Origin of the sequence: Streptomyces sp. NPDC051677 (assembly GCF_044453465.1) — a bacterium.
Classification (GTDB): domain Bacteria; phylum Actinomycetota; class Actinomycetes; order Streptomycetales; family Streptomycetaceae; genus Streptomyces.
The window spans coordinates 107,969-132,624 of record NZ_JBITCT010000018.1 but is presented as its reverse complement, the minus strand read 5'-3'; the positions used below and the strand labels follow the sequence as shown (position 1 = coordinate 132,624).

The following is a 24,656-nucleotide window of genomic DNA, read 5'->3' as shown; positions in this document are numbered from 1 at the left end:
TGCTCTCCCCTCGCAGTCGACAGGCGTTGTGTGACGGCCTGAGAACGACTTGACGTACATCTCTTACGGAACTGGGCGGGGGACGAAAAGCGATGATCTTTGGCGTGGGCACCTCAAGATGGCGATGGAGTGGTCGGCGTCGCGCCGGCAGGCTTCTGCTGCAGTCACTGGCTCTGGCGCTTGTCGTGCCTGTGAGTGTGGCGCAGGCGGCCGAGACTGCGGGATTGACGGGACTCGGACGCCCTGATGTGCCGAAGCCCCGAGTCAGCGACGTGAAGGTGGTCAAGGGGCCGGGTGCGAAGAAGGTCCGGGAACAGGTCGCCCGTGAGCAGAAAGCCAACGCTGAGCAGGCCGAACAGGCACAGGCTGAACGGCAGGCGGAGTGGCCTGGGGAAGGCGAGGAGACACTCGCCCTGATGGCCGGCAAGACGGTCGTGGCGAGGGCGGGTGGTCTGCCTGTCGCGCTAGTACCGCAAGCCGGGGGCCAGGCCGCAGCTGGTACTGCACGTGTCACTGTGCTGGATCAAAAGGCTGGCCGAGAGGCCGGAATCACCGGAGTGCTGCTGACCGCCGAGGCGGCCACGGGGGGCAGCGCTGAAGTGAGCGTCGACTACAGCGGATTCGCCTCGGCTGTCGGCGGTGACTGGTCCCAGCGGCTGAAGCTCGTACAACTGCCTGCCTGTGTCCTGACGGCACCGCAGAAGCAGGAATGCCGTACACAGACTGCGCTTTCTTCGCAGAACGACTTCGCGCACCAGCGGGTGTCGGCCAAGGTTCGCCTTGCGGAATCCGCCGTAGGCCGGTCCACGCAGCTCTTGCGGGCCGCTGACAGCACGTCGACTGCCACCGTGCTGGCCGTCACCGCGACCGGTACGGGCTCGGGGCAGTCGCCCAAGGGCGCTGGAGACTACTCCGCCACCCCGCTCTCGGAATCCTCCTCCTGGCAGTCGGGGAACAGCGCAGGCTCCTTCACGTGGTCGTACGACTTCACGATGCCACCGGCTGCGGCGGGACCGGTGCCGCCGCTGTCGCTGTCGTACGACTCGGGCAGTGTGGACGGCCGTACCGCGGCGACCAACAACCAGGGCTCGGCGGTCGGTGAGGGCTTCACGCTCACTGAGTCCTACATCGAGCGCTCGTACGGCGTATGCGACGACGACGGGCACACAGACCTCTTCGACCTCTGCTGGAAGTATGACAACGCCCGCCTGGTGTTGAACGGCAAGTCCACCCGTCTGGTCAAGGACGGCGACGGTGGCCAGTGGCGCTTGGAGAACGACGACGCCTCCAAAGTCACCCGCTCCACGGGCGGGGACAACGGCGACGACGACGGCGAGTATTGGACCGTGACGACGGGCGACGGCAAGAAGTACCTCTTCGGTCTGAACAAGCTGGCTGGTGCGGATACCCAGCGCACCAACTCCGTATGGACGGTGCCGGTGTTCGGTGACGACGCAGGCGAGCCGGGCTACTCGGCCGGTGACACCTTCGCGGACCGGTCACTCACACAGGCGTGGCGGTGGAACCTCGACGTGGTCGAGGACACCCGCGGTAACGCGTCCACGTACTGGTACACAAAGGAGTCGAACTTCTACAAGAAGAACAAGGCAACCACGGCGAACGCGGCCTACACGCGCGGTGGCTACCTGACTCGCGTCGAATACGGTCTGCGGGCCGGGGCACTGTTCACCGACAAGGCGGACGCCAAGGTCACCTTCACTCACGCCGAGCGCTGCACCGCCGTCGACTGCTCCAGCCTCACGAAGGACACTGCGGACAACTGGCCGGACGTTCCGTTCGACGCGATCTGCTCGAGCGGAGACGCCGAGTGCAAGGCAACGGGCCCGTCCTTCTTCTCGCGTAAACGCCTGACCGGGATCGACACCCATTCCTACAACGCCACCACGGCCACTTACGACCCGGTGGACTCCTGGGACATGGTCCAGCAGTACCTGGACGGTGGGGACATCGGCGACAGCTCCGATCAGGCGCTGACCCTGAAGTCCCTCAAGCGGACCGGTAGGGCGGGCGACTCGGCGATCGCGCTCAACCCGATGTTGTTCACGTACCAGATGCGCCCCAACAGAGTCGACGCCACGGACGACATTCTGCCCTTGACCCGGCCGCGTGTCTCGACGATCACCTCGGAGACGGGGGCGATCACTTCAGTGACCCTGTCCGGAGAGGAGTGTGTGCGCAGCGAGGTGACGGGCGCCACTCCGGGTTCCAACACGCGCTCGTGCTTTCCGCAGTTCTGGCACATCAATGGTGCCGAGGACGCGTCGATCGACTGGTTCCACAAGTACCGGGTGCTGGCGGTGACCGTCTCTGACCCGGCGGCGGCCAACGAGGCGGTTGAGCATGCCTACTCCTACAGCGGCGCAGCCTGGCACTACAGCGACAATCCGTTCACCCCGGCCGACGAGCGCACCTGGTCGGACTGGCGTGGCTACCGCCAGGTCACCTCATGGACCGGCGCGACGGATGTCACGCGTTCCAGGACCGTCTCCCTCTATATGCAGGGCATGCACGGCGACAAGAACGAGGACGGCACCGCAAAGACGGCCTCGGTCGCCCCCCTCGCCACCCCAGCCCTAGGGGTTACGACGCTCACTGACACCGACCAGTACGCCGGTCAGCTGCGCCAACAGGTCACGTACGACGGCAACATCGCTGTCTCGGCAACAGTGAAGGACCCATGGTCGCGGGAGACCGCCCGCCAGACGGTACCCAATGCCGGTGATCACGTGGCCCGTTATGTCCGAACCCAGAAGACGCACGCCTACACGTACCTGTCGGCATCCCAGACGTGGCGCGAGCGGCAGACCGCCACCACCTTCGACAGCTACGGCTTGCCGGTCACCGTCGAGGACTCCGGCCAGGTCGGCAAGAACGACGACGAGACCTGCACCCGCACCTGGTATGCCCGCAACACCGAGGCCGGCCTGATAAGCCTGGTCTCACGCACCCGCGTGGTAGCCGACGCGTGTGCGACGGCGGACACCGCCTTGACACTGCCAGCGACCAAGGACACCCGGGGGGACGTCCTGGCGGACACTGCGGTCGTCTATGACACAGCGAACGCCACCACGTGGTCGGCCGCCCAGAAGCCGACCAAGGGCCAGCAGACCTGGACGGGCCGCGCCACCGGCTACGCCGCGACGTCGGACCTCAACGGCGACAGGCTCCCCTCGGGCTGGCAGACGACGGCGACCACCACGTACGACGTCCTGGGACGTCCGCTGAGTGTGACGAACGCGAACGGCAAGAGCACTACGACGGCGTACACGCCGACCGACGCGGGACCGCTGACCAGGACCATCGTCACCGACGCCGCGCCTATGCAGTTCAAGACAATCAACTTCGTCGACGCACGGCGCGGTCTGACCTTGCGCACCTACGACCGCAACAACAGCAAGACCGAGAGCGCCTATGACGCTCTGGGGCGGGTCACCGCTGTCTGGCTGCCCAACCGGATCCGAGGCTCTGATGCGGCCAACGTGACCTTCGCCTACCGCCTGGACAACAGCAAGCCATCCTGGGTATCGACCTCGACCCTCAAGAAGGACGGCAAGACGTACAACACCAGCTACACGCTGTACGACTCGCTCCTGCGCCCGCTGCAGATCCAGTCGCCGACTCCACTGGGTGGCCGTCTGCTGACGGACACCCGCTATGACACCAGGGGTTTGGCCTACGAGACGTACGCCGACATCTTCGACACCACCAGCACCCCTAACGGCACGTACACACGCGCCGAGTACGGTGAGGCCCCGAAGCAGACGGCTACGGTGTTCGACGGAGCGGGCCGACCGACCACCAACACGCTGTACGTGCTCGGTGTCGAGAAATGGTCCACCAGCACCAGCTACACCGGCGACTCCGTGGCGACGACCGCTCTTCAGGGCGGATCAGCCCAGCGCACCATCACCGATGTACGCGGACGGACGACGGAAACCCGCGCCTACGAGAGCGCAAGCCCGGCCGACACTGCCTTCGGGACGAGTCCTGGTGCCTCGTACGCTTCCACGAAGTTCGTCTACACCCTGGACGGCAAGCAGAAGACGATCACCGGGCCGGACGGCGCCACATGGTCGTACGACTACGACCTCTTCGGCCGCCAGAACAGCGCGAAGGACCCCGACAAGGGAGCGACGAGCACCGAATTCGACCTCCTGGACCGAGTGACCAAGACCACGGACGCGCGCGGCAAGTCCATCATCGTGGGCTATGACGAGTTGAGCCGGGTCACCGGCACCTGGACGGGCGCACGGACGGACGCCAACCAGCTCACCGGGTACACCTACGACACGGTGCTGAAGGGCCTGCCCGCTTCCGCCACCCGCTACGTGGGTGGCAGGACAGGCGACGCGTACACACAGACCGTCACCGCCTACGACAGCTTGGGCCGGGCCACCGCGACCCAGCTCGAACTGCCCGCCACCGATCCGTTCGTGAAGGCGGGCGAGGCGGCCGTGCTGAAGTCCGAGGCGTTCTACAACCTCGACGGCACATTGCAGAACAGCAGTGAGCCCGCGATGGGCGGCCTGGAGTCGGAGACGATCGGCTTCACCTATAACGACCTGGGCGACCTGGCCACAATCGGCGGTGTGCTCGACGTCTCCTACTCCGCTCTCTCCCAGCCGCAACAGCTGACGCTGGGCGCGGGCGGCAGCGACAACAAGAGTGTCTATGTCACCAACCGTTACGAGGACGGCACCGGCCGCCTGGCCCGCAGCCATGTCACGGACCAGACCCACGGCTACATGCTTCAGGACCTCAACTACAGCTACGACCAGACCGGCAACGTCACGTCGATCAGTGACCCGACAACGCTCGGCGGCTCCGGTTCGGCGGACACGCAGTGCTTCGCTTACGACGGCCACCAACGCTTGACCGAGGCCTGGACCCCAGCCTCCCAGAACTGCGCCGACACCCGCAGCGCCACCAGCCTGTCGGGTCCGGCACCGTACTGGACGAGTTATGCCTACAACGACGCCGGCCAGCGGACCAGCGAGACGGTGCACCAGAGCACCAGCGACACGAAGACGAACTACTGCTACACCAATTCTGCGCAGCCGCACACCCTGACCGGAACCACAACCGGCACCGACTGCACCAACCCGGAGCGTGCCTACGCCTACGACGCCTCCGGGAACACAACCAGCCGCCCCGGAGACACCGCCACACAGAGCCTGATCTGGTCCGACGAGGGCAAGCTGGCCCAGCTGACGGAGAACGAAGCGTCGACCGACTACCTTTACGACGCTTCCGGCACCCTGCTGATCCGCACCACCGAGAACGGTGAAAGCGTCCTGTACACCGGCGCCACCGAACTCCACCTTCGGGCCGACGGCACCACCTGGGCCAAGCGCAACTACTCAGCGAGCGGCATCACGGCCGCCGTCCGGTCCAACCAATCCGGTACCGACAAGGTCACCTATCTCACAGGCGACCATCACGGCACCTCCAGCCTGGCGCTCAACCCGGACACGAACCAGACCTTCACCAAGCGTTACACGACGCCCTTCGGGCAAGACCGGGGCAAGGCCGTCTCCGGTTCCTGGCCGGACGACAAGGGATTCCTCGGGAAGACCCGCGATACCGGCACGGGCCTGACCCACATCGGAGCCCGCGAGTACGATCCGACCATCGCCCAGTTCCTCAGTGCCGACCCAGTACTGCAGCTCGAAGCGCCGCAGACGCTGAACGGGTACAGCTACGGAGCCCAGAACCCGGTCACTTTCTGGGATCCGACGGGAACCGAGATAGGCTCGCGGCCCAACTCTTGCGAGTACTCGCTGGAGTATTGCGACAAAGCGATCCAGGACGCCGTCGGATATGACCGAAACACGGGAACGACTGACTACACCAAGGGAACGGCAGTAGGCGACGGATCCATTCTGGGCTCTGGGAAGGGCAAGTCCGTTACGGAGAAAGAACGCCTCAAGCTGGACCCGAAGGTGGCCGAATGGCTGACCAAGGACCTTGGTTATCGCGGCAGTGTCTATCTTGGAAATGGAGAGGCCAAAGCCTGGATCGAGGGACTGGCGGACGACAAGAAAACGAAGGAGCTCCAGGAAGCCGCCGCAAGCTTCTTCGGATGCTATATAAGCCGAGCTAAGGGCAGCACCGGCTGCATGAAGGATGTGCAGAAGACCTACAAGAAGCAACTCGGGAAAGAGAGTGGCTGGGACAAGACCCTTGGGATCCTCAAAAAGGCCGCAGGGCCGGTGGCCGGCGTGGTCCTGGGGATGGGGTGCGCGTTCATCACGGGTGGCACCCTCGCAGCCGGATGCGTTGTGGTCGCTGCGATGGCCTCTGGGGCGATCGACTATGCCCTGTCCGACGAAGAGAACAAGACATATGCGGGCTACGCTGAGGCAGCTCTCACACAGGGTGTGCTGACAGTGATCTCCTTCGGTGCAAACCGGTACGTCGCGCCGCTTGCGACTCGGTGGGCCTCGATCCGGGAAGTTGGGGATCTTGCCAGAAGATCTTGGTGATTGCCCCTTCGTGATCTGCGCCCTGCCGCTGCGCTAGGGCGTGGATCGCGCGGGGAACGAGTCGGTTGTGCCTCGTTCCGCGATATGTCGGCGGGATGATGCTGCCCGTAGGCTCGGGCACGGTGACAAAAAGGGTTTCAGAAGGAGGGCTGGTCATGCGGGACTGGAAAAAGATGTTGCTGGCGGTTGACCGCTTCCTCGGATCGGGCCAGCCTCCCACCCGTTTCGAGGTGGCAGTGGCTCGTCACCCCGTGCGAGTCGGTGTGATCTGCGGAGGCGTGATGACGGCGTTGGTCGCTTTGGCTTTGTCTGATAGTGGTGATCCCTTGGTGTTGCTGCAGGCGACCCTGACCGGTATTGGTGTGGGATTCTTCTGCTGGGCTGCCAGTCGACTTTCACGATGGCAGTATGCCTTCTACGAGAGGACCGGTAGGTTCGATGTGGCACGGCAGCAAGACCGACAGGCTGAAGCAGAAACCATTTCACCCCAAACGCAAGTCTTGCTGCTCGTGGGTGGATGGATAGTGCTATCGGGCGTGTTTTGGCTGGTCAGCCCACTTATTGATATGTCGCGGAGTATTCCCTGGTCCGCACTCTTTGGAGCCCTGCTTCTCGGGGCGGCGATCCTGGTCGAATGGATCAAGCGAGAGAGGCCCTGATGGTCGAAGCGGTCCGCCGTCGCTACTTGCGGGCCGCTTTCGGCTCTTCAGTCCGAACCGGGTTCAGCTCCCGCTTGTCGGGTCGCGGAAGTGCTGGCCGCACAGCGCGTGATGCTCATGATGGGCGTCCGCCGGAGCCCGCCGCATGGCGGAGCCGTTACGCTGGAGGCGTGGCAGTCGTCGATGTATCCGAAGAGCTCAAGTCCCTCTCCTCGACCATGGAGTCGATCGAGGCCGTTCTGGACCTCGACAAGCTGAGGGCAGACATCGCCGTGCTCGAGGAGCAGGCGGCCGCGCCGTCCCTGTGGGACAACCCGGACGAGGCGCAGAAGATCACCAGCAAGCTGTCCCACCTCCAGGCCGAGGTGAGGAAGGCGGACGCGCTGCGCGGCCGGATCGACGATCTCGCCGTGCTGTTCGAGATGGCCGAGGAGGAGGACGACCCGGACACCCGCGCCGAGGCCGAGTCCGAACTCGCCGCCGTCCGTAAGGCGCTGGACGAGATGGAGGTCCGCACGCTGCTCAGCGGGGAGTACGACGCCCGCGAGGCGCTCGTCAACATCCGCGCCGAGGCCGGTGGCGTCGACGCCGCGGACTTCGCCGAGAAGCTGCAGCGCATGTACCTGCGGTGGGCGGAGCAGAAGGGCTTCAAGACGGAGGTCTACGAGACGTCGTACGCCGAAGAGGCCGGCATCAAGTCGACCACCTTCGCCGTGCAGGTCCCGTACGCGTACGGCACGCTCTCCGTCGAGCAGGGCACGCACCGTCTGGTGCGCATCTCGCCCTTCGACAACCAGGGGCGCCGGCAGACCTCCTTCGCGGGCGTCGAGATCCTCCCCGTGGTCGAGCAGACCGACCACATCGAGATCGACGAGTCCGAGCTGCGGGTGGACGTCTACCGCTCCTCCGGGCCCGGCGGCCAGGGCGTGAACACCACCGACTCCGCGGTGCGCCTCACCCACCTGCCCACCGGCATCGTCGTCTCCTGTCAGAACGAGCGGTCGCAGATCCAGAACAAGGCGACCGCCATGAACGTTCTCCAGGCGAAGCTGCTGGAGCGGCAGCGCCAGGAGGAGCGGGCCAAGATGGACGCCCTCAAGGACGGCGGCAGCTCCTGGGGCAACCAGATGCGTTCGTACGTCCTGCACCCGTACCAGATGGTCAAGGACCTGCGCACCGAGTTCGAGGTCGGTAACCCCGAGGCCGTGTTCAACGGTGAGATCGATGGGTTCCTGGAAGCCGGAATTCGCTGGCGCAAGCAGCAAGAGAAGTAGTTTTGTCGACAAGGTAACCGCCCCTGGATCAGGGGCGGTTACCTTTTACGTCACATTCACAGCACCACCATCGCGCAAAGCGCCCTGACTTGGACATTGCGTACGCAACGACCTTGACGCTGCTTTGAAAAATGGGGAGGGTGCACTGTGGCATGCGTATCTCTGGGGCGCATGTGAACCGGGGGAATCCAGCTGCATCTCTGCTACCTCCGTCGATCACAGTCCCGAGCGCGGCCTCATCGACGATCAGCTACTGGGGGTAGCAACCATATGACAAAGAAGACGCGGATCCGGGTCGCGCGCATAGCCGCCGGCGCCGTGATCGCCGCGGGCGCCTCACTGACGGTCGCCGGCGTCGCCTCGGCCGCCGGTGACGAGAGTGGCCTCAGCGGCCTTGTGGCGACGTCCGGCGACGGCAAAGTCACCCCGCAGACGGGCGAGGAGCCCTGCCCGATCGGGATCTGCACCATCGGCGGCACGTCGGAGGGCACGTCCACCGGCACGTCGGAGGGCACCTCCACCGGTACCTCGACTGGTACTTCCACGGGTACCTCGACGGGTACGTCCACCGGTACTTCGGAGGGCACGTCCACGGGTACGTCCACCGGTACTTCGGAGGGCACGTCCACCGGTACGTCGACGGGTACCTCGACCGGCACGTCCACGGGCACCTCGGCGGGTACCTCGACCGGCACGTCCTCGGGCACCTCGACCGGCACGTCCACCGGTACCTCGGCGGGCACGTCCACCGGTACCTCGACCGGCACGTCCTCGGGTACCTCCACCGGTACCTCGGCGGGCACGTCCACCGGTACCTCGGCGGGCACGTCCACCGGCACTTCCGCCGGGACGTCCACCGGTACCTCCTCCGGTACCTCGACGGGCAACACGTCCTCGGGTTCGGCCTCGGAGGGCAACACCTCCTCGGGCTCGTCCTCCGAGGGCAGCACCACCGCCGGTTCGACCTCGGCCGGCAGCGCCTCCGCCGGTACGGGCACCGACACCGACGGCGCCTCCACCCAGGAGGTGGGCAGCTCCGCGCTGACCGACACCTCGGACACCTCCGACGCGGCCGCCCAGGGCGGCGGCAAGGAGCTGGCCGAGACCGGTGCCGGGCAGACCATGTTCCTGATCATCGGCGCCGCCACGATGATCGCCGGCGGCATCGGCTTCCGCGTGCTGCCGCGCCTCGTGGAGGGCCGCGGCGGGGCCGCTGCCTGACGGTAGGTAGTCGCACCCGTACCTGACGTGCGCGCGAAGGGGTCCGGAGCATCAGCTCCGGGCCCCTTCGCGTGTCCCGCCGGGGGTTACGCGGTCTGGTGGGCCAGCAGCGCGAACGCCGCCACCAGCACCGCCAGCAGCGCGATCAGCGCCATGGGGTTCAGCCCCGCGAAGAAGTTCTCCTGTTGCTGCAGCCGCTCGCGGTTCGCGCGGCACACCGGGCACCGGCCCTCGCTCACGGGCGCGGCGCAGTTAGCGCACACCAGCCGGTCGTACGTCATGCGCTCGCCCTCCTTGCACCGGTTCCATGGACACAACGCTTACGGGAACGCGAACGTTCCCCTACCACTCTGCCAGGTTCCTCCGGAGGTTGCGCGGCTCGCTGCCGGCGGGGGGCTTGCTCTTGTCTCGCGGCTGCGGGCCGGTGGGGGCTTGTCGCGCAGTTCCCCGCGCCCCCTCACAGGCCCAGACAAAAGCCCACAAGCCTTCCGCAACCCCTCCCTGCGCCTGCGCTTGCGCACCCGGTTCGCGTATGGTCACGCTCATCTACCCCCGGCGACCCGTGGTGCATCCGTGATCCGATTCGACAACGTCTCCAAGGTCTACCCCAAGCAGACCCGCCCCGCACTCAGGGATGTCTCCCTCGAGGTGGAGAAGGGCGAGTTCGTGTTCCTCGTGGGGTCCTCCGGCTCCGGAAAGTCCACCTTCCTGCGGCTGGTCCTCCGCGAGGAGCGCACCAGTCACGGCCAGGTGCACGTCCTGGGCAAGGATCTCGCGCGCCTCTCCAACTGGAAGGTGCCGCAGATGCGCCGCCAGCTGGGGACGGTCTTCCAGGACTTCCGGCTGCTGCCGAACAAGACGGTGGCGGAGAACGTCGCCTTCGCGCAGGAGGTCATCGGCAAGTCGAAGGGCGAGATCCGCAAGTCCGTGCCGCAGGTGCTCGACCTCGTCGGGCTGGGCGGCAAGGAGGACCGGATGCCCGGTGAGCTCTCCGGTGGTGAGCAGCAGCGCGTCGCCATCGCGCGCGCCTTCGTGAACCGCCCCAAGCTGCTGATCGCGGACGAGCCCACCGGCAACCTCGACCCGCAGACCTCCGTCGGCATCATGAAGCTGCTCGACCGGATCAACCGGACGGGAACGACCGTGCTGATGGCCACGCACGACCAGAACATCGTGGACCAGATGCGCAAGCGCGTCATCGAGCTGGAGCAGGGCCGCCTCGTCCGCGACCAGGCGCGCGGCGTCTACGGCTACCAGCACTGACCCGCCCCGCCATCGCCCCCGCCCTCGCGGACGTCCCCGGAAAGGCCTGAACAACTCGCCATGCGCGCCCAGTTCGTACTGTCGGAGATCGGTGTGGGTCTCCGCCGCAACCTGACGATGACCTTCGCCGTCGTCGTCTCCGTCGCCCTGTCCCTGGCGCTCTTCGGCGGGTCGCTCCTGATGAGCGACCAGGTCAGCACGATGAAGGGCTACTGGTACGACAAGGTCAACGTCTCGATCTTCCTCTGCAACAAGAGCGACGCCGAGTCCGACCCGAACTGCGCCAAGGGCGCGGTCACCGACGACCAGAAGAAGCAGATCAAGTCCGACCTCGACAAGATGGGCGTGGTCGAGAAGGTCACGTACGAGTCGCAGGACGAGGCCTACAAGCACTACAAGGAGCAGTTCGGCGACTCCCCGCTGGCCAGCTCCCTCACGCCGGACCAGATGCAGGAGTCGTACCGCATCAAGCTGAAGGACCCGGAGAAGTACCAGGTCATCGCGACCGCCTTCGACGGGCGTGACGGCGTGCAGTCGGTGCAGGACCAGAAGGGCATCCTGGACAACCTCTTCGGGCTGCTCAACGGCATGAACTGGGCGGCGCGGGCGGTGATGGCGCTGATGCTGGTGGTCGCGCTGATGCTGATCGTCAACACCGTGCGCGTCTCGGCCTTCAGCCGACGGCGTGAGACGGGCATCATGCGGCTCGTCGGCGCCTCCGGCTTCTACATCCAGGCGCCGTTCATCGCCGAGGCCGCGGTCGCCGGGCTCATCGGCGGCACGGTCGCCTGCGGATTCCTGGTGATCGCCCGGTATTTCATCATCGACAACGGCCTGGCCCTCTCCGAGAAGCTGAACCTGATCAACTTCATCGGCTGGGACGCCGTGTTGACGAAGCTCCCGCTCATCCTCGCCACCAGCCTGCTGATGCCCGCTTTGGCCGCTTTCTTCGCTCTGCGCAAGTACCTGAAGGTGTGACGCACGCCCCGCGGGCCGTACGGTCAACCGACCGTGCGGCCCTTCGCGTTCCCCTAGACTCACCGCCATGTCAGGCCGTGACCTGTTCTGTCAGCCCCGCCGTTTCGGCCGCGGGGCCGCCCTGACATTGGTGTTCGCGAGCGTGCTCGTCGCCGGTGCGGCGACCGGCTCGCTGCCGCAGGAACTGGGCGGCGGGCGCAGGGGCGTGGGCGCCGCGGGCAGTGTGACTCCCTCCACCGCCCCCGCCGGGCACTCCGAGGACGTGACGCGGGCCGCCGAGAAGGCCGCAGCGGACGGCAAGTCCCCGATGGAGGCCGCCGAGCGCGCCGTCAGCCGCAGCGGGGACCGTTGGGCCGCCGTCTACTCCGAGGGCGAGTACGAGGAGTTCGAGGAGTCCCTCGACGGCCGGTACACCGGCGTCGGCCTGGAGGCGCGGCGCGAGCGGGACGGCCGGATCGAGGTCACCAAGGTGCAGTCGGGCTCGCCCGCGGCCGTCGCCGGGCTCCGCGCGGGCGACCGGCTGCGCAGTGTCGACGGGCGGGCCGTGGACGGGCTCCCGGTCACCGACGTCGTCTCCTTACTGCGCGGCGACGCCAAGGACGCGTCCGCCGGCACCCCCGTCCGGCTCGGTCTGCAGCGCGGCACGCGCGCGTGGAGCGAGACCCTGCGCAGGGCCCTGCTGTCCACGGACTCCGTCACCGTGCACCGGCTCGCCGACGGCATCACCGTCATCACCGTCGCCGCGTTCACCAAGGGCGTCGGCGACAGCGTGCGCACCGCCGTCCGCCAGGCCCCGGCCGACGCCGGGATCGTCCTGGACCTGCGCGGCAACTCCGGCGGCCTGGTCACCGAGGCCGTCACCGCCGCCTCCGCCTTCCTCGACGGCGGCCTCGTCGCCACCTACGACGTCGACGGCGAGCAGCGCGCCCTGCACGCCGAGGCCGGCGGCGACACGGGCAGACCCCTGGTCGCACTCGTCGACGGCGGCACGATGAGCGCGGCCGAGCTGCTCACCGGCGCCCTCCAGGACCGCGGTCGCGCGGTCGTCGTGGGCTCGCGCACCTTCGGCAAGGGCTCGGTCCAGATGCCGAACCGGCTGCCCGACGGCTCCGTCGCCGAGCTCACCGTCGGCCACTACCGCACCCCCGCCGGCCACAGCGTCGACGGCCACGGCATCACCCCTGACCTGGAGGCGGACACCGGGGCGCTGGCGCGCGCGGAGACGATACTGAGCGGTCTCGGGGACGCTTCGTAATCGACTTTCCCTCCGGCCCCTCCGAGGTGCGAAAATGGCGGGACTATGAGCAAGGGAATGTACGTACCGAAGGAGTCCCAGCCGAAGCAGGGCGGGGCGGCCGCGTCCGGCAAGGTCAAGGACGGCAAGCGGAAGATCGTCGCGCAGAACAAGAAGGCCCGGCACGACTACGCGATCATCGACGTCTACGAGGCCGGGCTCGTCCTCACCGGCACCGAGGTGAAGTCGCTGCGCCAGGGCCGGGCCTCGCTGACCGACGGCTTCGTCCAGATCGAGGGGAACGAGGCGTGGCTGCACGCCGCGCACATCCCCGAGTACAGCCAGGGCAGCTGGACCAACCACTCCGCGCGCCGCAAGCGCAAGCTGCTGCTGCACCGCGAGGAGATCGACAAGCTGGCGGTGAAGTCGGAGGAGACGGGTCACACGATCGTGCCCCTCGCCCTGTACTTCAAGGACGGCCGGGCGAAGGCCGAGATCGCGCTGGCGCGCGGCAAGAAGGAGTACGACAAGCGCCAGACCCTGCGCGAGAAGCAGGACCGTCGGGAGACGGACCGGGCGATCGCGGCGGCGAAGCGGAAGCAGCGGCACGCGTAGCGGCGGGGAATACGGTGGCATTGGCGTGCGTTGGTCACGTACGATGGCACAAGCACCCCACGGCGGGTGCGACACCTCTTCGGAGGGCTTGAAAAATCAACATGGGGATGATCGGTTTCGACAGCGGCTGTTGAAGCAGGGGAAGCGTGTCGAGGAAGCGGCAATGATCTCGTAAACCATATGTCGCAAAAAATAATCGCCAATACCAAGAGCGATTCCCAGTCCTACGCCCTCGCTGCCTGATAAGCAGTGATGTAGGACCCTAAAGGGTGTCAGCCCGGGAGTGTTCCCGGCCCGGATCCTGGCATAATCTAGGGAACTAAACCATCTGGCCCGGTCACGGGGTCGGATGGGAAATCAAACAGTGACTGGGCCCGTCGGCGACTTGTTCGCGTGATCACCGGGGCCGAGAAAATCGCAGCGAACTGCACACGGAGAAGCCCTGATTTTGCACCGTTGGACGCGGGTTCGATTCCCGCCATCTCCACTCATCCCATGTGAACAGAGGACCCCGCCCCTTTCGAGGAGCGGGGTCTTCTGCTGTGTACGACGACGGCGGCGAGGAGGCTGCGTGGACGGCGAGCGGGAGCTGCACATCACGCTCCTGGGCGAGTACAAGGCCCACCCGGTCCGCACCGGCGGCTACGACGACTTCGCCCCCGACGACCCCCGGGCCGCCCTCGGCCTGTCCGCCGCCCTCGCCGCCGACCTCTCCGCCTGGGCCCGGGACATCGACGCGGCCATGAACACCTGGCTCACCGGCCGCGACGACGCCCGCTGGGACGCCGCCTTCCTCCGCCTCCACGAGCAGGGCGAAACCCTGGCCGAACGCCTGGCCACCGAACTCGCCCCCGGCCGCACCGTCACCTACGAGGGCGTCCAGGGCGTCTCCTGCGCCGTCCTGGGCACCCGCCTCGCCAACCCGGTCGACCCTGCCGACCCGGTCCACCGGAGCAGCCGCGACTGACCATCGGTCACTGTCTGTGGATTGCCGCACACGGGGGGTGTCGGAGGCGGTAGTCTGACGCCGTGACGTGCCCGACGGGTGCGTCCTCCCTTCATTCCGGGCCCCCTCTCCTCGGGGCCCGGCCCGAGGAGAGCGGTCCCGGGACCTGGTGATGGCCGCCTCACGTCGAAGGGAGGACGCCCCCAGATGGGCTGTCACGAGGAGCAGAAGCCGACTCTCGTCATCCGGCTGATCCGGCTGTTGCCGGAGCGGGTCGCGAGGCACGCGAGGAGGTGGCTGCTCTGGTGGCTCAGCAGGTAGCCGGATGTCCCCAAACCAGATGGGGGCATCCGACAAGCTCCTGTTGAGCTTGGGCCATCGTCTGGATAACCGGTCCGGGCGATGGCCCTCCTTGCGTCCAAGTACAGCACACCGGATGCCCGACAGGTACTGGGATCGGATGCTCGGCGGCTCATCCGATCGTGCGGGGGGCCGTGCTTGCGCGGGGCGTGAGGTGGGGTGGGAGCAGGGTTGCCTGGGGGACCGGGTCGTTGTCCAGTTTTCGCATCAGGAGGTCCACCGCCTGTTCGCCCACCTGCGTGGACGGCAGGGCGATCGATGTGACGGGGACGCGGAGGGTGGAGGCGAGTTCGTCGGGGCAGATCGCCGTCACCGACAGGTCGCCGGGGATGCGCAGGCCGAGTTGCTCGAACGCGTCGATCAGGGGTTCCAGGATCGCCTCGTTGTGGACGACGACGCCCGTCAGCGCCGGCTGTTCGCGCAGGAGCTGTTCCGCGACGTGGCGGGCCGCGGCCGGGGTCGCCTCGCAGGGGTGGACGGTGGAGGCGAGGCCGGCGCGGTCGGCGGCCGCGGTGAAACCCTGGACCACGCGCTGGGCGAACGCCGTCCCGCGCACGTACACCTCCGGCGGTGAGCCGACGAGCCCCACCACCCGGTGCCCGAGCTGCGCCAGATGCTCCACGCACCGCTCGCCCGCCGCCCTGAAGTCGAGGTCGATGCAGGTCAGCCCGTCGGCTTCGAGCGGGAAGCCGATCATCACGGACGGCCGGTCCAGGGAGCGCAGCAACGGCAGTCGGGGGTCGTGGAGTTGGACGTCCATCAGGATCAGCGCGTCGACCAGAGCCGTGTCCGCGACCCTGCGCAGGCCCTCCTCGCCCTCCTCCTGGGTCAGCAGCAGGACGTCGTGGTCGTGCCGTCGGGCGGCCGTCACCACCGACACCGCGAACTGCATGACGACCGGGACGTGGATGCCGGTTCGCAGGGGGACGACCAGCGCGAGCACGTTGGAGCGGCTGCTGGCCAGGGCGCGGGCGCCCGCGTGCGGGCGGTAGCCCAGCTCACGGGCGGCCTCCTCGACCCGCTTGCGGGTCTCCGCGGATATCGGGCGTTTGCCGCTCAGCGCGTACGACACCGTGCTGGGGGAGACCCCGGCGTGCCGTGCCACATCGGTGATCTTCACCATCAGCCCGCCTCCACGATGTCCAGTGTCAGGAACCCGGTGCCCGCCTCCGCCCGCGCGACCCGGTCGCCGGCCGCCAGCGCCCACGGCGCCGAGGGGTCGCTCGCGGACGCCCGGAGCGTGTCGCCCTCCCGGACGACGGTGAACGTCACGTCCCCGACCCGTACCGTCACCTGGGCGCCGCGCCCCAGGCCGTAGGTGCGCAGGGTGACCCCGTCGGCGTGCGGGTAGTCCGGCCGGTCGGCGTGGGCGCCCACCGGGAGCACCGCGCCGGGCCGCACCAGCAGCGGCAGACCGAGGAAGCCGTGCCGCTCCCTGACCCAGCGCGGGCCGGTCACCGTACGGCCGGTGAGGTAGTGCGTCCACGTGCCCTCGGGGACGTAGTACGCCACCTCCCCCTCGTCGCTGAACACCGGCGCGACCAGCAGGTCGGGGCCGAGCATGTACTGCCGTTCCAGGTGCGCGCACCCGGGGTCGTCGGGGAACTCCAGGACCATCGCCCGCATCACCGGCACGCCCTCCTCGTGAGCGACGCGCGCGGCCTCGTACAGGTATGGCATGAGGCGCAGCTTCAGGCGGGTGAAGCGGCGCAGGACGTCCACCGACTCCTCGTCGAACAGCCAGGGCACCCGGTAGGAGGAGCTGCCGTGCAGTCTGCTGTGGGAGGACAGCAGGCCGAAGGCCAGCCAGCGCTTGAAGAGGGACGGGGTGGGCGTGCCCTCGAAGCCGCCGATGTCATGGCTCCAGAAGCCGAAGCCCGACAGCCCCAGGGACAGTCCGCCGCGCAGCGACTCCGCCATCGACTCGTAGGTCGCCTCGCAGTCGCCGCCCCAGTGGACGGGGAACTGCTGGCTGCCGGTGGTCGCCGAGCGGGCGAAGACGACCGCTTCCCCCTCGCCGCGGTGTTTGCGCAGGACGTCGAACACGGTGCGGTTGTAGAGGTAGGTGTAGTAGTTGTGCATCCGCTCCGGGTCGGAGCCGTCCGCCCACGCCACGTCGACGGGGACGCGTTCGCCGAAGTCCGTCTTGAAGCAGTCGACGCCCTGCGCGAGCAGCGCCTCCAGTTTGGCCGCGTACCAGTCGCGGGCGGCGGGGCTGGTGAAGTCGACGAGGGCCATGCCGGGCTGCCACAGGTCCCACTGCCAGACGCTCCCGTCGGGCCTGCGCAGCAGATGCCCCAGTTCCCGGCCCTCCGCGAACAGCGGGGAGCGCTGCGCGATGTACGGGTTGATCCACACGCTGACGTGCAGGCCCTTCGCCTTCAGCCGGGCCAGCATGCCCTCCGGGTCGGGGAAGACGCGGGGGTCCCAGCGGAAGTCGCACCAGTTGAACTCCCGCATCCAGAAGCAGTCGAAGTGGAAGACGGAGAGGGGGAGTTGCCGGTCCCGCATGCCCTCGATGAACGACGTCACGGTCTCCTCGTCGTAGGAGGTGGTGAACGACGTGGACAGCCACAGGCCGAAGGACCAGGTGGGCGGGAGGGCCGGGCGGCCGGTGAGGGCGGTGTACCTGCGCAGGATCTCCTTCGGGGTGGGGCCGTGGATGACGTAGTACGTCAACTCCTGCGTCTCGGCGCTGAACTGGACCTTCGACACCGTCTCCGAGCCGACCTCGAAGGAGACCTTGCCCGGGTGGTCGACGAAGACGCCGTAGCCCGCGTCCGTGAGGTAGAACGGCACGTTCTTGTAGGCCTGTTCGGTGGCGGTGCCGCCGTCGGCGTTCCAGATGTCGACGGCCTGGCCGTTCCTCACCAGCGGGCCGAAGCGTTCGCCGAGGCCGTAGACGGCGGTCCCCACGCCCAGGTTGAGCTGTTCGCGCAGGTAGTGGCCGCCGGTGCCGGCGTCCCGCATGATGCCCATGCCCTTGGGGCCGCTGGAGGTGAGCGTGCGGCCGTGGGCGAGGAACTCCACGTGCCAGGGCCCGGAGCGGGCGACCTTCACGGACAGCGCGCCGGAGGTCAGCGTCGCGTGGTCGTCGTCGTAGGCGAGCTGGGGGGTGGGGTCGGTGCCGGTGAGGTCGAAGGCGGGCTCGCGGGGGCGCTCGCCGGTGAAGTGGGTGAGGGTGAGGCCGATGACGTCGGGCATCGGGGTGTGGGCTCTGATCGTCATGACCGGTCCCGTCATCAGGTCGCCGCGGCTGCGGATGGGCCGGGTCGGCGCATGGATCTCCAGGGCGCCGTCCGAGGCGGTGACGTCGAGGACCTCGGCGGGGTGGGCGGCGGTGACGCCCTCGCGCAGCAGCCAGTATCCGTCGGAGAACTTCATGGGCGGGGGTCCTTACTGCTCGGTCCTCACTACTTCACGGCGCCCACGGCGATGCCGCGGGTGAGCGTCCGCTGGAAGACGAGGAAGAAGACGAGGGCCGGGAGCACGCCGAGGAGGGCGGCCGCGTTGGTCATCGTGGCGTCCATCAGCCGCTGGCCCTGGAGGACGCCGAGGGCCACCGACACGGTCTGGTTGTCGTTGGAGACCAGCATGACCAGCGGCAGCAGGAACTCGTTCCAGGTCCAGATGAAGAAGAAGACGAGGAGCACGCCGAGGGTGGGGCGGCTGACCGGGACGACGATCCGCCACAGCACCTGCCACTTGGTCGCGCCGTCGATGCGGGCGGCCTCGATGATCTCGCGCGGGAACCGGCCGAGGACGGAGGAGAGGAGATACGTGCCGAAGGCCGACTGGATCACCGTGAAGACGATGATCACGCTGAGCCTGGTGTCGTACAGGCCGGCCTGCTTGCTCAGGTAGTAGAGCGGGTAGACCAGCGCCTCCTGCGGGAGCATGTTCGCCAGGACGAAGAAGGCCAGGACCCAGGTGCGGCCCTTGATCCGGCCGATGCCGATGGCGTACGCGGTCAGGACGGACAGGGCGACCGCGAGCACCGCCACCGAGCCGCTGATGACGACCGAGTTGATCAGCTTCTGGGTGTAGTCCACCCGCTCCCAGAAGTCCTTCAGACCGTCCAGATACAGGCCCTCGGGCAGGCTCAGCGGGCCGTTTCGGGAGTACTCCGCCGGGGACTTGACCGCGTTCACCGCCACGATCAGAAACGGGACGATCATGAAGAGCGCGGCCAGGCAGAGGGCGATCAGGACGGGGTAGCGGCGCAGGGACCTCGTCATGTGCGCGCCCCTTCCTCGGCGTCCTCCGCGCGGGTCTGCAGTCTCAGGCCGATCAGGGACAGGGCCAGGATGATCACGGTCAGCACCGTGGAGATCGCGGCGCCGTACCCGACCTGGGTCTTCTCGAAGAACGTGGTGAAGGAGAAGTACGACGGGACGTCGGTCGCGCCGCCGGGGCCGCCCTTCGTCAGGACGTACACCGCGCCGAACACCTTCAGCGCGGCGACCGTGCACCAGGTCAGCACGACGTACAGCTCGGGGCGGATCTGCGGCAGCGTGATGTGCCGGAAGCGGCGCCACCAGCCGGCGCCGTCCAGCTCGGCGGCCTCGTGCAGCTGGGGGTCGACGCGTTGCAGGCCCGCCATGAAGACGACCAGCGGGAAGCCGAGCTGCACCCACACCATCACGCCCATGACGCTGTACAGCGCGACGTCGGGGTCGCCGAGCCAGTCCTGCCGCCATCCGCCGAGGCCGACCGCTTCGAGAAGCTCGTTGAGGGAGCCGTCGTCGGGAGCCAGGATCCAGCTCCACACGATGCCCGCGACCGCGATCGGCAGCACCTGGGGCAGGTAGAAGCAGGCCCGCAGGACGGCGGCGATCCGGGAGCCGAAGTGCTTGCCGACGTAGTCGAACAGGGCGGCGGCCAGGACCAGTCCGACCGCCGTGGGGATCGCCGCCATCGCGACGACCATGAAGAGGCTGTGCCGGAACGACTCCCAGAACTCCGTGTCGTCGACCAGCTCCCGGTAGTTGGCGAGCCCGGACCACGACGGGCTGCCCACGCCCTGCCAGTCGGTGAAGCTCACGCCCGTGTTCATCAGGAACGGGACGACGATCACGGCGAGGAAGGCCAGGGCGCCGGGGAGGAGGAAGAGGGCGTAGGAGTCGCGGGGGGCTCTGGGGGCGCGTGCCCTCATCGCTTCGGTGCGCCCTTGTCGTAGGCCTTCTGGAGACTGCTCAGGTAGTCGTCGGGTTTCTCGCTGCCGGTGATCAGCTTCTGGGTCTCGGAGACCAGGACGTCGTAGAAGCCGGGGACCGGCCAGTCCGGGTAGAAGGCCAGGCCGTCGCGGCTGCTGACCGTGTTGAAGTTGGTGATCAGCTCCTTGGCCTTCGGGTCGGTGACGGCGGCCGGGTCCGCCGCGACCGGGACGCCGCCCTTGTTGCCCAGCAGGTTCTGGATCTTCTTCGACAGGGTGATGTCGATGAAGTCGTAGGCGAGCTCCTTGTTCTTCGCGCTCTTGGGGACGACCCAGAGGTTGCCGCCGGAGCCCGGGGTGAGGGTCGAGCCGGGCCACAGGGTGGTGCCCCAGTCGAAGGTCGCCTCGTCCTGGAAACGGCCGTACCACCAGCTGCCGGAGAACAGGATCGGCGCCTTGCCCTGGAGGAAGGAGACGCCGGCGTCCTCGGCCTTGGCGCTCGTGGAGCTCTTGCCGACGTAGCCCTTCTTCACCCAGTCGGCGAAGGTGTCGGCGGCGTAGGTCCAGGCCGCGTCGTGGAAGTCGGCCTTCTCGCCCTTGTACAGCTCGTAGGAGTCGACCCAGGAGCGGTCCGCCTTGGAGAGGGCCAGCTGGTAGACGTACTGCTGGGCGAGGTACTCGGCGCCGGAGTTGGCGAGCGGGGTGATGTCGTTCTCGGTGAACTTCTTCATCGCGGCGACCAGGTCGTCGAACGTCTTCGGCTCGGCGATCTTGTACTTCGCGAACAGGTCCTTGTTGAAGTAGACCATCGTGTACTCGGCGTAGTCGGTCACGCCGTACCACTTGCCGGAGCCCATCACGCCGTCGCCGTCGTACTGGCTGGTGGTGCGCACGCCCGGGCTGAGCAGCTTGTCCCAGCCGCGTTTCGTCGCCTCGGCGGACAGGTCGGTGAGGAGCCCCTGCTTGGAGAGCAGGCCCGCCGTCGCGTTGCCCTTGTTGTACTCCATGAGGTCGGGCGCGTCGGAGGAGTTGAGGACCATCGGGGCGGTCTTCTGGATCTGCTCGAAGCTCTTCTCCTCGAACTTCACCTTCACACCGGGGTGCGTGGCCTCGAACTCCTTGATCGCCTCCGTCCAGGCCACGCCCATCGCGCTGTTCGGGGCCTCGTAGTGCCACAGCCGCAGGGTCTTCGCGTCGGAGGAGCCGCCGCCGTCCGAGCCGCCGCAGGAGGCCAGGAGCAGGGATCCGGTGAGGACCGCCGCCGCACTCGCCGCCACACGCCTTCGTGCCGTCAACATCCTGTGCCTCCGGGGGAGTCGGATGGTGCTGGGGGCAGAACAGCCGTCACGCGGCGTTCGTCGACTCGTTTCGTCGACATTCGTTCGTCGACTTCGTTCGTCGAATCGATTCGATGCGTGACGTCGAAGCGCTTCGACGGGGGAAGGTATGTGGCTGGTGTGATCGCGTCAATGGGGCGTGGGGGAAGGGGTGCGGGAACCGGCCGCCATGAGCAGGGCGGCGGCCGCGGCCGCGACGGGCACGGCGTAGCCGGTCGCGGGGGAGAGGTGCTCCACCGTCCAGCCGCCGGTCGCGCTGCCGAGGGCGATACCGCCGAGCAGTCCGGTCACCGCCAGGGCCATGCCCTCGTTGAGACGGCCTTCGGGGGTGCGTTCCTGGACGAGGCCCATGGTGGTGACCATGGTCGGCGCGGTCGCCATCCCGGCGACGAGGAGGGCTCCGGCCAGCAGCGGGAGCGAGCCCACGAGGGCCGCCGCGAGCAGCGGGAGCGTGAGGAGAGCGGCCATCGCGGCCACGCACCGGGGGTGGCGACGGGAGGCCGGGCCGGAGAGCCGTATCGCCCCGTACGCGAGTCCGGCCGCGCACGATCCGGCGGCCTGGAGGGCGAGGACGACCCCGGCCGCGGTGCGGTGCCCCTGCTCGTCCGCGAAGGCGATCGTGACGACCTCCGTCGCGCCGAACACCGCGCCCAGGGCGAGGCAGACGGCGAGGAGGGGCGGGATGCCGGGGGCGCGGAGCGGCGAGGCGCCTCTGGGGCGGGGCTGCGGGGGCGGTTCGGTCGCGCGTTGGGCGGCGAACGTGAGCATGCCGGTGACCAGCAGGAGCGCGCCGAGGAGCGTGCCGGCCTCCGGAAAGTACGTGCCGCAGAGGAAGGCCGCGAGTACCGGGCCCAGCATGAAGCAGAGTTCGTCGGCGGCCTGTTCGAAGGAGTTCGCGGTGTGCAGGGCGGTGGGGTCGCCGTCGAGGAGGTGGCTCCAGCGGGCGCGGGACATGCCGCCGATGTTGGGCGTGGTCGCGGTGGCGGTGTACGCGGCGAACAGGGTCCAGTTCGGGGCGCCGTACCGGACGCAGAGGAGCAGCGCGAGGCTGCCGAGGGCGGCGAAGAGGGTGGCCGGGACGGCGATCCGGGCCTGGCCGTGCCGGTCGACGAGCCGTGCGATCCAGGGCGCGACCAGGGCGGTCGCGGCGAGGCCGGTCGCGGTGACGGCGCCGGCGAGGGCGTATGAGCCCCGCGAGCCGGCGATCATCACGACCGCGCTCACGCTGAACATGCCCATGGGGAGGCGGGCGAGGAGGTTGCCGACGGTGAAGGCGAGGGCGCCGGGGTGAGCGAGGAGACGGCGGTAGGGGTTGAGGGAGCGAGGGTCGGAGGCAGTTTCGGGGGTGGGGCTGGGGGTGGGGCTGGGGCTGGGGGTGAAAGAGCGGGGCTCGGGGGCGGGTTCGTGGCTGGGGCTGCGGGTGTGTGAGCGGGGGGCGGGGGCCGGTTCGGGGCTGGGGGAGTTGGGGTGGGGGTCTTGGGAGGTCGGGTGCGGCATGGGGCAACCGTCGCTCGGTGGTGATCAAGGGGTCCAACACTTTCCGGTCGTCGGCTGGGGGACTGGCTCGGCGCATCGCGGATAAAGCGGGCAATCCAGCGTCCGTTGGAGTGAATTTTCCGGCCATGCCTGGAAGCTCCTTTGACCCCCCTGTCGACCGGGTCCCTTTGTCCGTCTGTGTCGTTGGTGTGACGAAAGGGGCTGGTCCCTTCGGCCCTCGATGCGCTTCGACGGGCCGGGATCCGGGGCGGGGCTGCGAGAACGTGACTCCGGGGAGCCGTCAAGGGCCTAAATCCGGCCATAGGCATGAACATGACTTCTGACCATAAATGACACATCGCGAACACAGGGCCCAAGCCTGCGCTAGATTCGTCGACCTGAGCGCAATGGGGTAAAAGGGGCGCAGGAGCCAGGTGGGGGCCTGGTTCCGCCGACGTGCGCTCGGGGTCGTAAGCGCACCCAGAACAGTTCCTTGGGGGGAAGTGCGCACGTGAAGAATTGGCGAGAAGACGCCCAACCGGAGTGGCCGGAAGCGGCGAGGCCGACCCGGGATGTACCGCTCCTGGGGGCAGGATCCCAGAGCCTTGCCGGGGCAGGGGGGCATTCCCTGACGTCCATGGCGGGAGAGAGCGGCAGATACCGGTCGTTGATGGATGTACCGCGTGAAAACGGTCTGCTGTCGGGCCCGGAGGCCTCGAACAGCCTTTCCGAAAACGAACGGTCGAGCGATCTCCGGGATCCCTGGGGAGAGGAGCCCGGCGCGGCGGACGGCAACGGGAACGATCCCGCCGAGGTGACGGTGCAGCTCGACCCCCTCAAGAAGGGGCGGGCCGACGGTCCCGAGGCCGGCGCCTCCGACGTCCCGGTGTTCGTCGACGAGTCGGGCCGACGCAGCCGGACGTTCCGCCGCATCGGCATCCTCGTGGGGACCGCGTGCGGGGCGTACGCCGTCGTCATCGTGGCCGCGCTGCTGTCGGGCAACGCCGGCGCACCCTGGCTGCCGGTACCGGTGCCGGGCGTGGCCGACGACGACAAGCCGGCGGCCGGCAAGGTCGACGACCCGTCGGCGCCGGACGGTTCCGTGACCGAGCGACCCGGGATGCCGGGCGCGGTGCTGCCGGGCGGCGCGGGCAACACCGCCTCCCTGCCCGGTGCCGTGCCGGGCAAGCCGGGGGCGAGTGCGGTGCCGGGCGCGTCGGGGAGCCCCGCGGCTTCGCCGGGCGGGGCGTCACCGGCGGCCCGGCCCTCAGCGAGCGGGACGGCCCGGCCCAGCGCGGGGCCCACACCCACGGCGTCCTCGTCCCCCGGCCCGAGCAGCCCGGTGGTCGCGCCGCCCCCGTCCTCCCCGCCACCGCCGCCGGCATCCTCACCCGCCGCGCCCCCCTCGCCCGCCGCCTCCCCGTCCCCGGCCGGAGGAACCACCACCACAGTCGCCAACGGGCCCCCGGACCCGACCCCGGCCCCCACGACATCGGCATCGACCTCAGCAGTCTGAGGGACGAGGGATGCGCCGGGAAGCGGCCAGCGGGGGCGCGGGCCGGGGGTCTGCACGGGTGCCCGCCGGGGGTCTGTGCGGGTGCCGGGCGGGGGTCTGCGCGGGCGCTGGCCAGG

At 68.3% G+C, this 24,656-nt stretch carries 19 protein-coding genes and 1 other RNA gene; 11 read left to right on the top strand and 9 right to left on the bottom strand.

Annotated elements, in window-relative coordinates:
* Nucleotides 1–92: 92 nt before the first annotated feature.
* The 3 genes from ACIBAF_RS22655 to prfB all read left to right on the top strand — a co-directional run bounded on the left by ACIBAF_RS22655 (nucleotide 93) and on the right by prfB (nucleotide 8,439).
* Nucleotides 93–6,506 carry an RHS repeat-associated core domain-containing protein gene (locus tag ACIBAF_RS22655; RefSeq protein WP_399465150.1) on the top strand — a complete coding sequence of 2,138 codons (6,414 nt, stop codon included), beginning with the start codon at nucleotides 93–95 and terminating at the stop codon, nucleotides 6,504–6,506.
* Nucleotides 6,507–6,661: 155 nt separating this feature from the next.
* Nucleotides 6,662–7,165 (top strand): hypothetical protein, encoded by a 504-nt coding sequence (locus tag ACIBAF_RS22650; RefSeq protein WP_399465148.1) that lies wholly within the window; start codon nucleotides 6,662–6,664, stop codon nucleotides 7,163–7,165.
* Nucleotides 7,166–7,335: 170 nt separating this feature from the next.
* Nucleotides 7,336–8,439 (top strand): peptide chain release factor 2, encoded by a 1,104-nt coding sequence (prfB, locus tag ACIBAF_RS22645; RefSeq protein WP_399465146.1) that lies wholly within the window; start codon nucleotides 7,336–7,338, stop codon nucleotides 8,437–8,439.
* A 236-nt stretch (nucleotides 8,440–8,675) separates the two neighbouring features.
* Here the strand turns inward: prfB and ACIBAF_RS22640 are convergent, their stop codons facing one another.
* On the bottom strand, nucleotides 8,676–9,491 hold the full coding sequence (locus ACIBAF_RS22640; RefSeq protein ID WP_399465144.1) for a hypothetical protein: 816 nt from the start codon (nucleotides 9,489–9,491) through the stop codon (nucleotides 8,676–8,678).
* On the opposite strand from ACIBAF_RS22640, the gene ACIBAF_RS22635 reads away from it, so the two are divergent.
* Complete coding sequence (locus ACIBAF_RS22635; RefSeq protein ID WP_399465142.1) at nucleotides 9,466–9,660, top strand: LPXTG cell wall anchor domain-containing protein; 195 nt, start codon at nucleotides 9,466–9,468, stop codon at nucleotides 9,658–9,660. The two genes, ACIBAF_RS22640 and ACIBAF_RS22635, sit on opposite strands and share 26 nt — an antisense overlap.
* A gap of 86 nt (nucleotides 9,661–9,746) precedes the next feature.
* Here ACIBAF_RS22635 and ACIBAF_RS22630 read toward each other — a convergent pair whose 3' ends face one another.
* Nucleotides 9,747–9,941 (bottom strand): hypothetical protein, encoded by a 195-nt coding sequence (locus ACIBAF_RS22630; RefSeq protein ID WP_079661906.1) that lies wholly within the window; start codon nucleotides 9,939–9,941, stop codon nucleotides 9,747–9,749.
* A gap of 292 nt (nucleotides 9,942–10,233) precedes the next feature.
* On the opposite strand from ACIBAF_RS22630, the gene ftsE reads away from it, so the two are divergent.
* The 6 genes from ftsE (at nucleotide 10,234) to ACIBAF_RS22600 (ending at nucleotide 14,717) form a co-directional block, all read left to right on the top strand.
* Nucleotides 10,234–10,923, top strand: coding sequence for a cell division ATP-binding protein FtsE (ftsE, locus tag ACIBAF_RS22625; protein ID WP_020132390.1), 690 nt, complete (start codon nucleotides 10,234–10,236; stop codon nucleotides 10,921–10,923).
* 60 nt (nucleotides 10,924–10,983) lie between these two features.
* Nucleotides 10,984–11,901 (top strand): permease-like cell division protein FtsX, encoded by a 918-nt coding sequence (gene ftsX, locus ACIBAF_RS22620; RefSeq protein ID WP_399465139.1) that lies wholly within the window; start codon nucleotides 10,984–10,986, stop codon nucleotides 11,899–11,901.
* A gap of 67 nt (nucleotides 11,902–11,968) precedes the next feature.
* Nucleotides 11,969–13,156 (top strand): S41 family peptidase, encoded by a 1,188-nt coding sequence (locus tag ACIBAF_RS22615; protein ID WP_399465137.1) that lies wholly within the window; start codon nucleotides 11,969–11,971, stop codon nucleotides 13,154–13,156.
* A gap of 45 nt (nucleotides 13,157–13,201) precedes the next feature.
* A complete protein-coding gene (gene smpB, locus ACIBAF_RS22610) occupies nucleotides 13,202–13,750 on the top strand; it encodes an SsrA-binding protein SmpB (RefSeq protein WP_079661909.1) in 549 nt (182 codons plus the stop codon).
* Between the two features lie 103 nt (nucleotides 13,751–13,853).
* Nucleotides 13,854–14,240, top strand: a transfer-messenger RNA (tmRNA) gene (gene ssrA / locus ACIBAF_RS22605).
* Nucleotides 14,241–14,321: 81 nt separating this feature from the next.
* On the top strand, nucleotides 14,322–14,717 hold the full coding sequence (locus tag ACIBAF_RS22600; protein WP_399465134.1) for a hypothetical protein: 396 nt from the start codon (nucleotides 14,322–14,324) through the stop codon (nucleotides 14,715–14,717).
* 194 nt (nucleotides 14,718–14,911) lie between these two features.
* Here the strand turns inward: ACIBAF_RS22600 and ACIBAF_RS22595 are convergent, their stop codons facing one another.
* The 7 genes from ACIBAF_RS22595 to ACIBAF_RS22565 form a co-directional block, all read right to left on the bottom strand.
* A complete protein-coding gene (locus tag ACIBAF_RS22595; RefSeq protein ID WP_399465132.1) occupies nucleotides 14,912–15,046 on the bottom strand; it encodes a hypothetical protein in 135 nt (44 codons plus the stop codon).
* Nucleotides 15,047–15,168: 122 nt separating this feature from the next.
* Nucleotides 15,169–16,179 carry a LacI family DNA-binding transcriptional regulator gene (locus tag ACIBAF_RS22590; RefSeq protein ID WP_399465130.1) on the bottom strand — a complete coding sequence of 337 codons (1,011 nt, stop codon included), beginning with the start codon at nucleotides 16,177–16,179 and terminating at the stop codon, nucleotides 15,169–15,171.
* A complete protein-coding gene (yicI, locus tag ACIBAF_RS22585) occupies nucleotides 16,179–18,440 on the bottom strand; it encodes an alpha-xylosidase (RefSeq protein WP_399465128.1) in 2,262 nt (753 codons plus the stop codon). The genes ACIBAF_RS22590 and yicI overlap by 1 nt, the downstream gene beginning before the upstream one ends.
* Nucleotides 18,441–18,469: 29 nt before the next feature.
* A complete protein-coding gene (locus ACIBAF_RS22580; protein ID WP_399465126.1) occupies nucleotides 18,470–19,294 on the bottom strand; it encodes a carbohydrate ABC transporter permease in 825 nt (274 codons plus the stop codon).
* Nucleotides 19,291–20,211: a carbohydrate ABC transporter permease gene (locus ACIBAF_RS22575; protein WP_399465124.1), complete on the bottom strand. Its 921-nt coding sequence runs from the start codon at nucleotides 20,209–20,211 to the stop codon at nucleotides 19,291–19,293. The genes ACIBAF_RS22580 and ACIBAF_RS22575 overlap by 4 nt, the downstream gene beginning before the upstream one ends.
* A complete protein-coding gene (locus ACIBAF_RS22570) occupies nucleotides 20,208–21,509 on the bottom strand; it encodes an extracellular solute-binding protein (protein WP_399465122.1) in 1,302 nt (433 codons plus the stop codon). The genes ACIBAF_RS22575 and ACIBAF_RS22570 overlap by 4 nt, the downstream gene beginning before the upstream one ends.
* Nucleotides 21,510–21,677: 168 nt before the next feature.
* Nucleotides 21,678–23,045 carry an MFS transporter gene (locus tag ACIBAF_RS22565; protein WP_399465120.1) on the bottom strand — a complete coding sequence of 456 codons (1,368 nt, stop codon included), beginning with the start codon at nucleotides 23,043–23,045 and terminating at the stop codon, nucleotides 21,678–21,680.
* A 649-nt stretch (nucleotides 23,046–23,694) separates the two neighbouring features.
* Here ACIBAF_RS22565 and ACIBAF_RS22560 point away from each other — a divergent pair.
* Complete coding sequence (locus tag ACIBAF_RS22560) at nucleotides 23,695–24,540, top strand: hypothetical protein (RefSeq protein ID WP_399465118.1); 846 nt, start codon at nucleotides 23,695–23,697, stop codon at nucleotides 24,538–24,540.
* Nucleotides 24,541–24,656: the final 116 nt, after the last annotated feature.

Excerpts from the sequence above, each read along its gene's own strand:
- ACIBAF_RS22655 (WP_399465150.1), top strand. The coding sequence starts at position 93 with ATGATCTTTGGCGTGGGCACCTCAAGATGGCGATGGAGTGGTCGGCGT.
- ACIBAF_RS22650 (WP_399465148.1), top strand. The coding sequence starts at position 6,662 with ATGCGGGACTGGAAAAAGATGTTGCTGGCGGTTGACCGCTTCCTCGGA.
- ACIBAF_RS22630 (WP_079661906.1), bottom strand. The coding sequence starts at position 9,941 with ATGACGTACGACCGGCTGGTGTGCGCTAACTGCGCCGCGCCCGTGAGC.
- ftsX (WP_399465139.1), top strand. The coding sequence starts at position 10,984 with ATGCGCGCCCAGTTCGTACTGTCGGAGATCGGTGTGGGTCTCCGCCGC.
- ACIBAF_RS22615 (WP_399465137.1), top strand. The coding sequence starts at position 11,969 with ATGTCAGGCCGTGACCTGTTCTGTCAGCCCCGCCGTTTCGGCCGCGGG.
- smpB (WP_079661909.1), top strand. The coding sequence starts at position 13,202 with ATGAGCAAGGGAATGTACGTACCGAAGGAGTCCCAGCCGAAGCAGGGC.
- ACIBAF_RS22595 (WP_399465132.1), bottom strand. The coding sequence starts at position 15,046 with ATGCCCCCATCTGGTTTGGGGACATCCGGCTACCTGCTGAGCCACCAG.
- ACIBAF_RS22590 (WP_399465130.1), bottom strand. The coding sequence starts at position 16,179 with ATGGTGAAGATCACCGATGTGGCACGGCACGCCGGGGTCTCCCCCAGC.
- yicI (WP_399465128.1), bottom strand. The coding sequence starts at position 18,440 with ATGAAGTTCTCCGACGGATACTGGCTGCTGCGCGAGGGCGTCACCGCC.
- ACIBAF_RS22580 (WP_399465126.1), bottom strand. The coding sequence starts at position 19,294 with ATGACGAGGTCCCTGCGCCGCTACCCCGTCCTGATCGCCCTCTGCCTG.
- ACIBAF_RS22575 (WP_399465124.1), bottom strand. The coding sequence starts at position 20,211 with ATGAGGGCACGCGCCCCCAGAGCCCCCCGCGACTCCTACGCCCTCTTC.
- ACIBAF_RS22570 (WP_399465122.1), bottom strand. The coding sequence starts at position 21,509 with ATGTTGACGGCACGAAGGCGTGTGGCGGCGAGTGCGGCGGCGGTCCTC.
- ACIBAF_RS22565 (WP_399465120.1), bottom strand. The coding sequence starts at position 23,045 with ATGCCGCACCCGACCTCCCAAGACCCCCACCCCAACTCCCCCAGCCCC.
- ACIBAF_RS22560 (WP_399465118.1), top strand. The coding sequence starts at position 23,695 with ATGGATGTACCGCGTGAAAACGGTCTGCTGTCGGGCCCGGAGGCCTCG.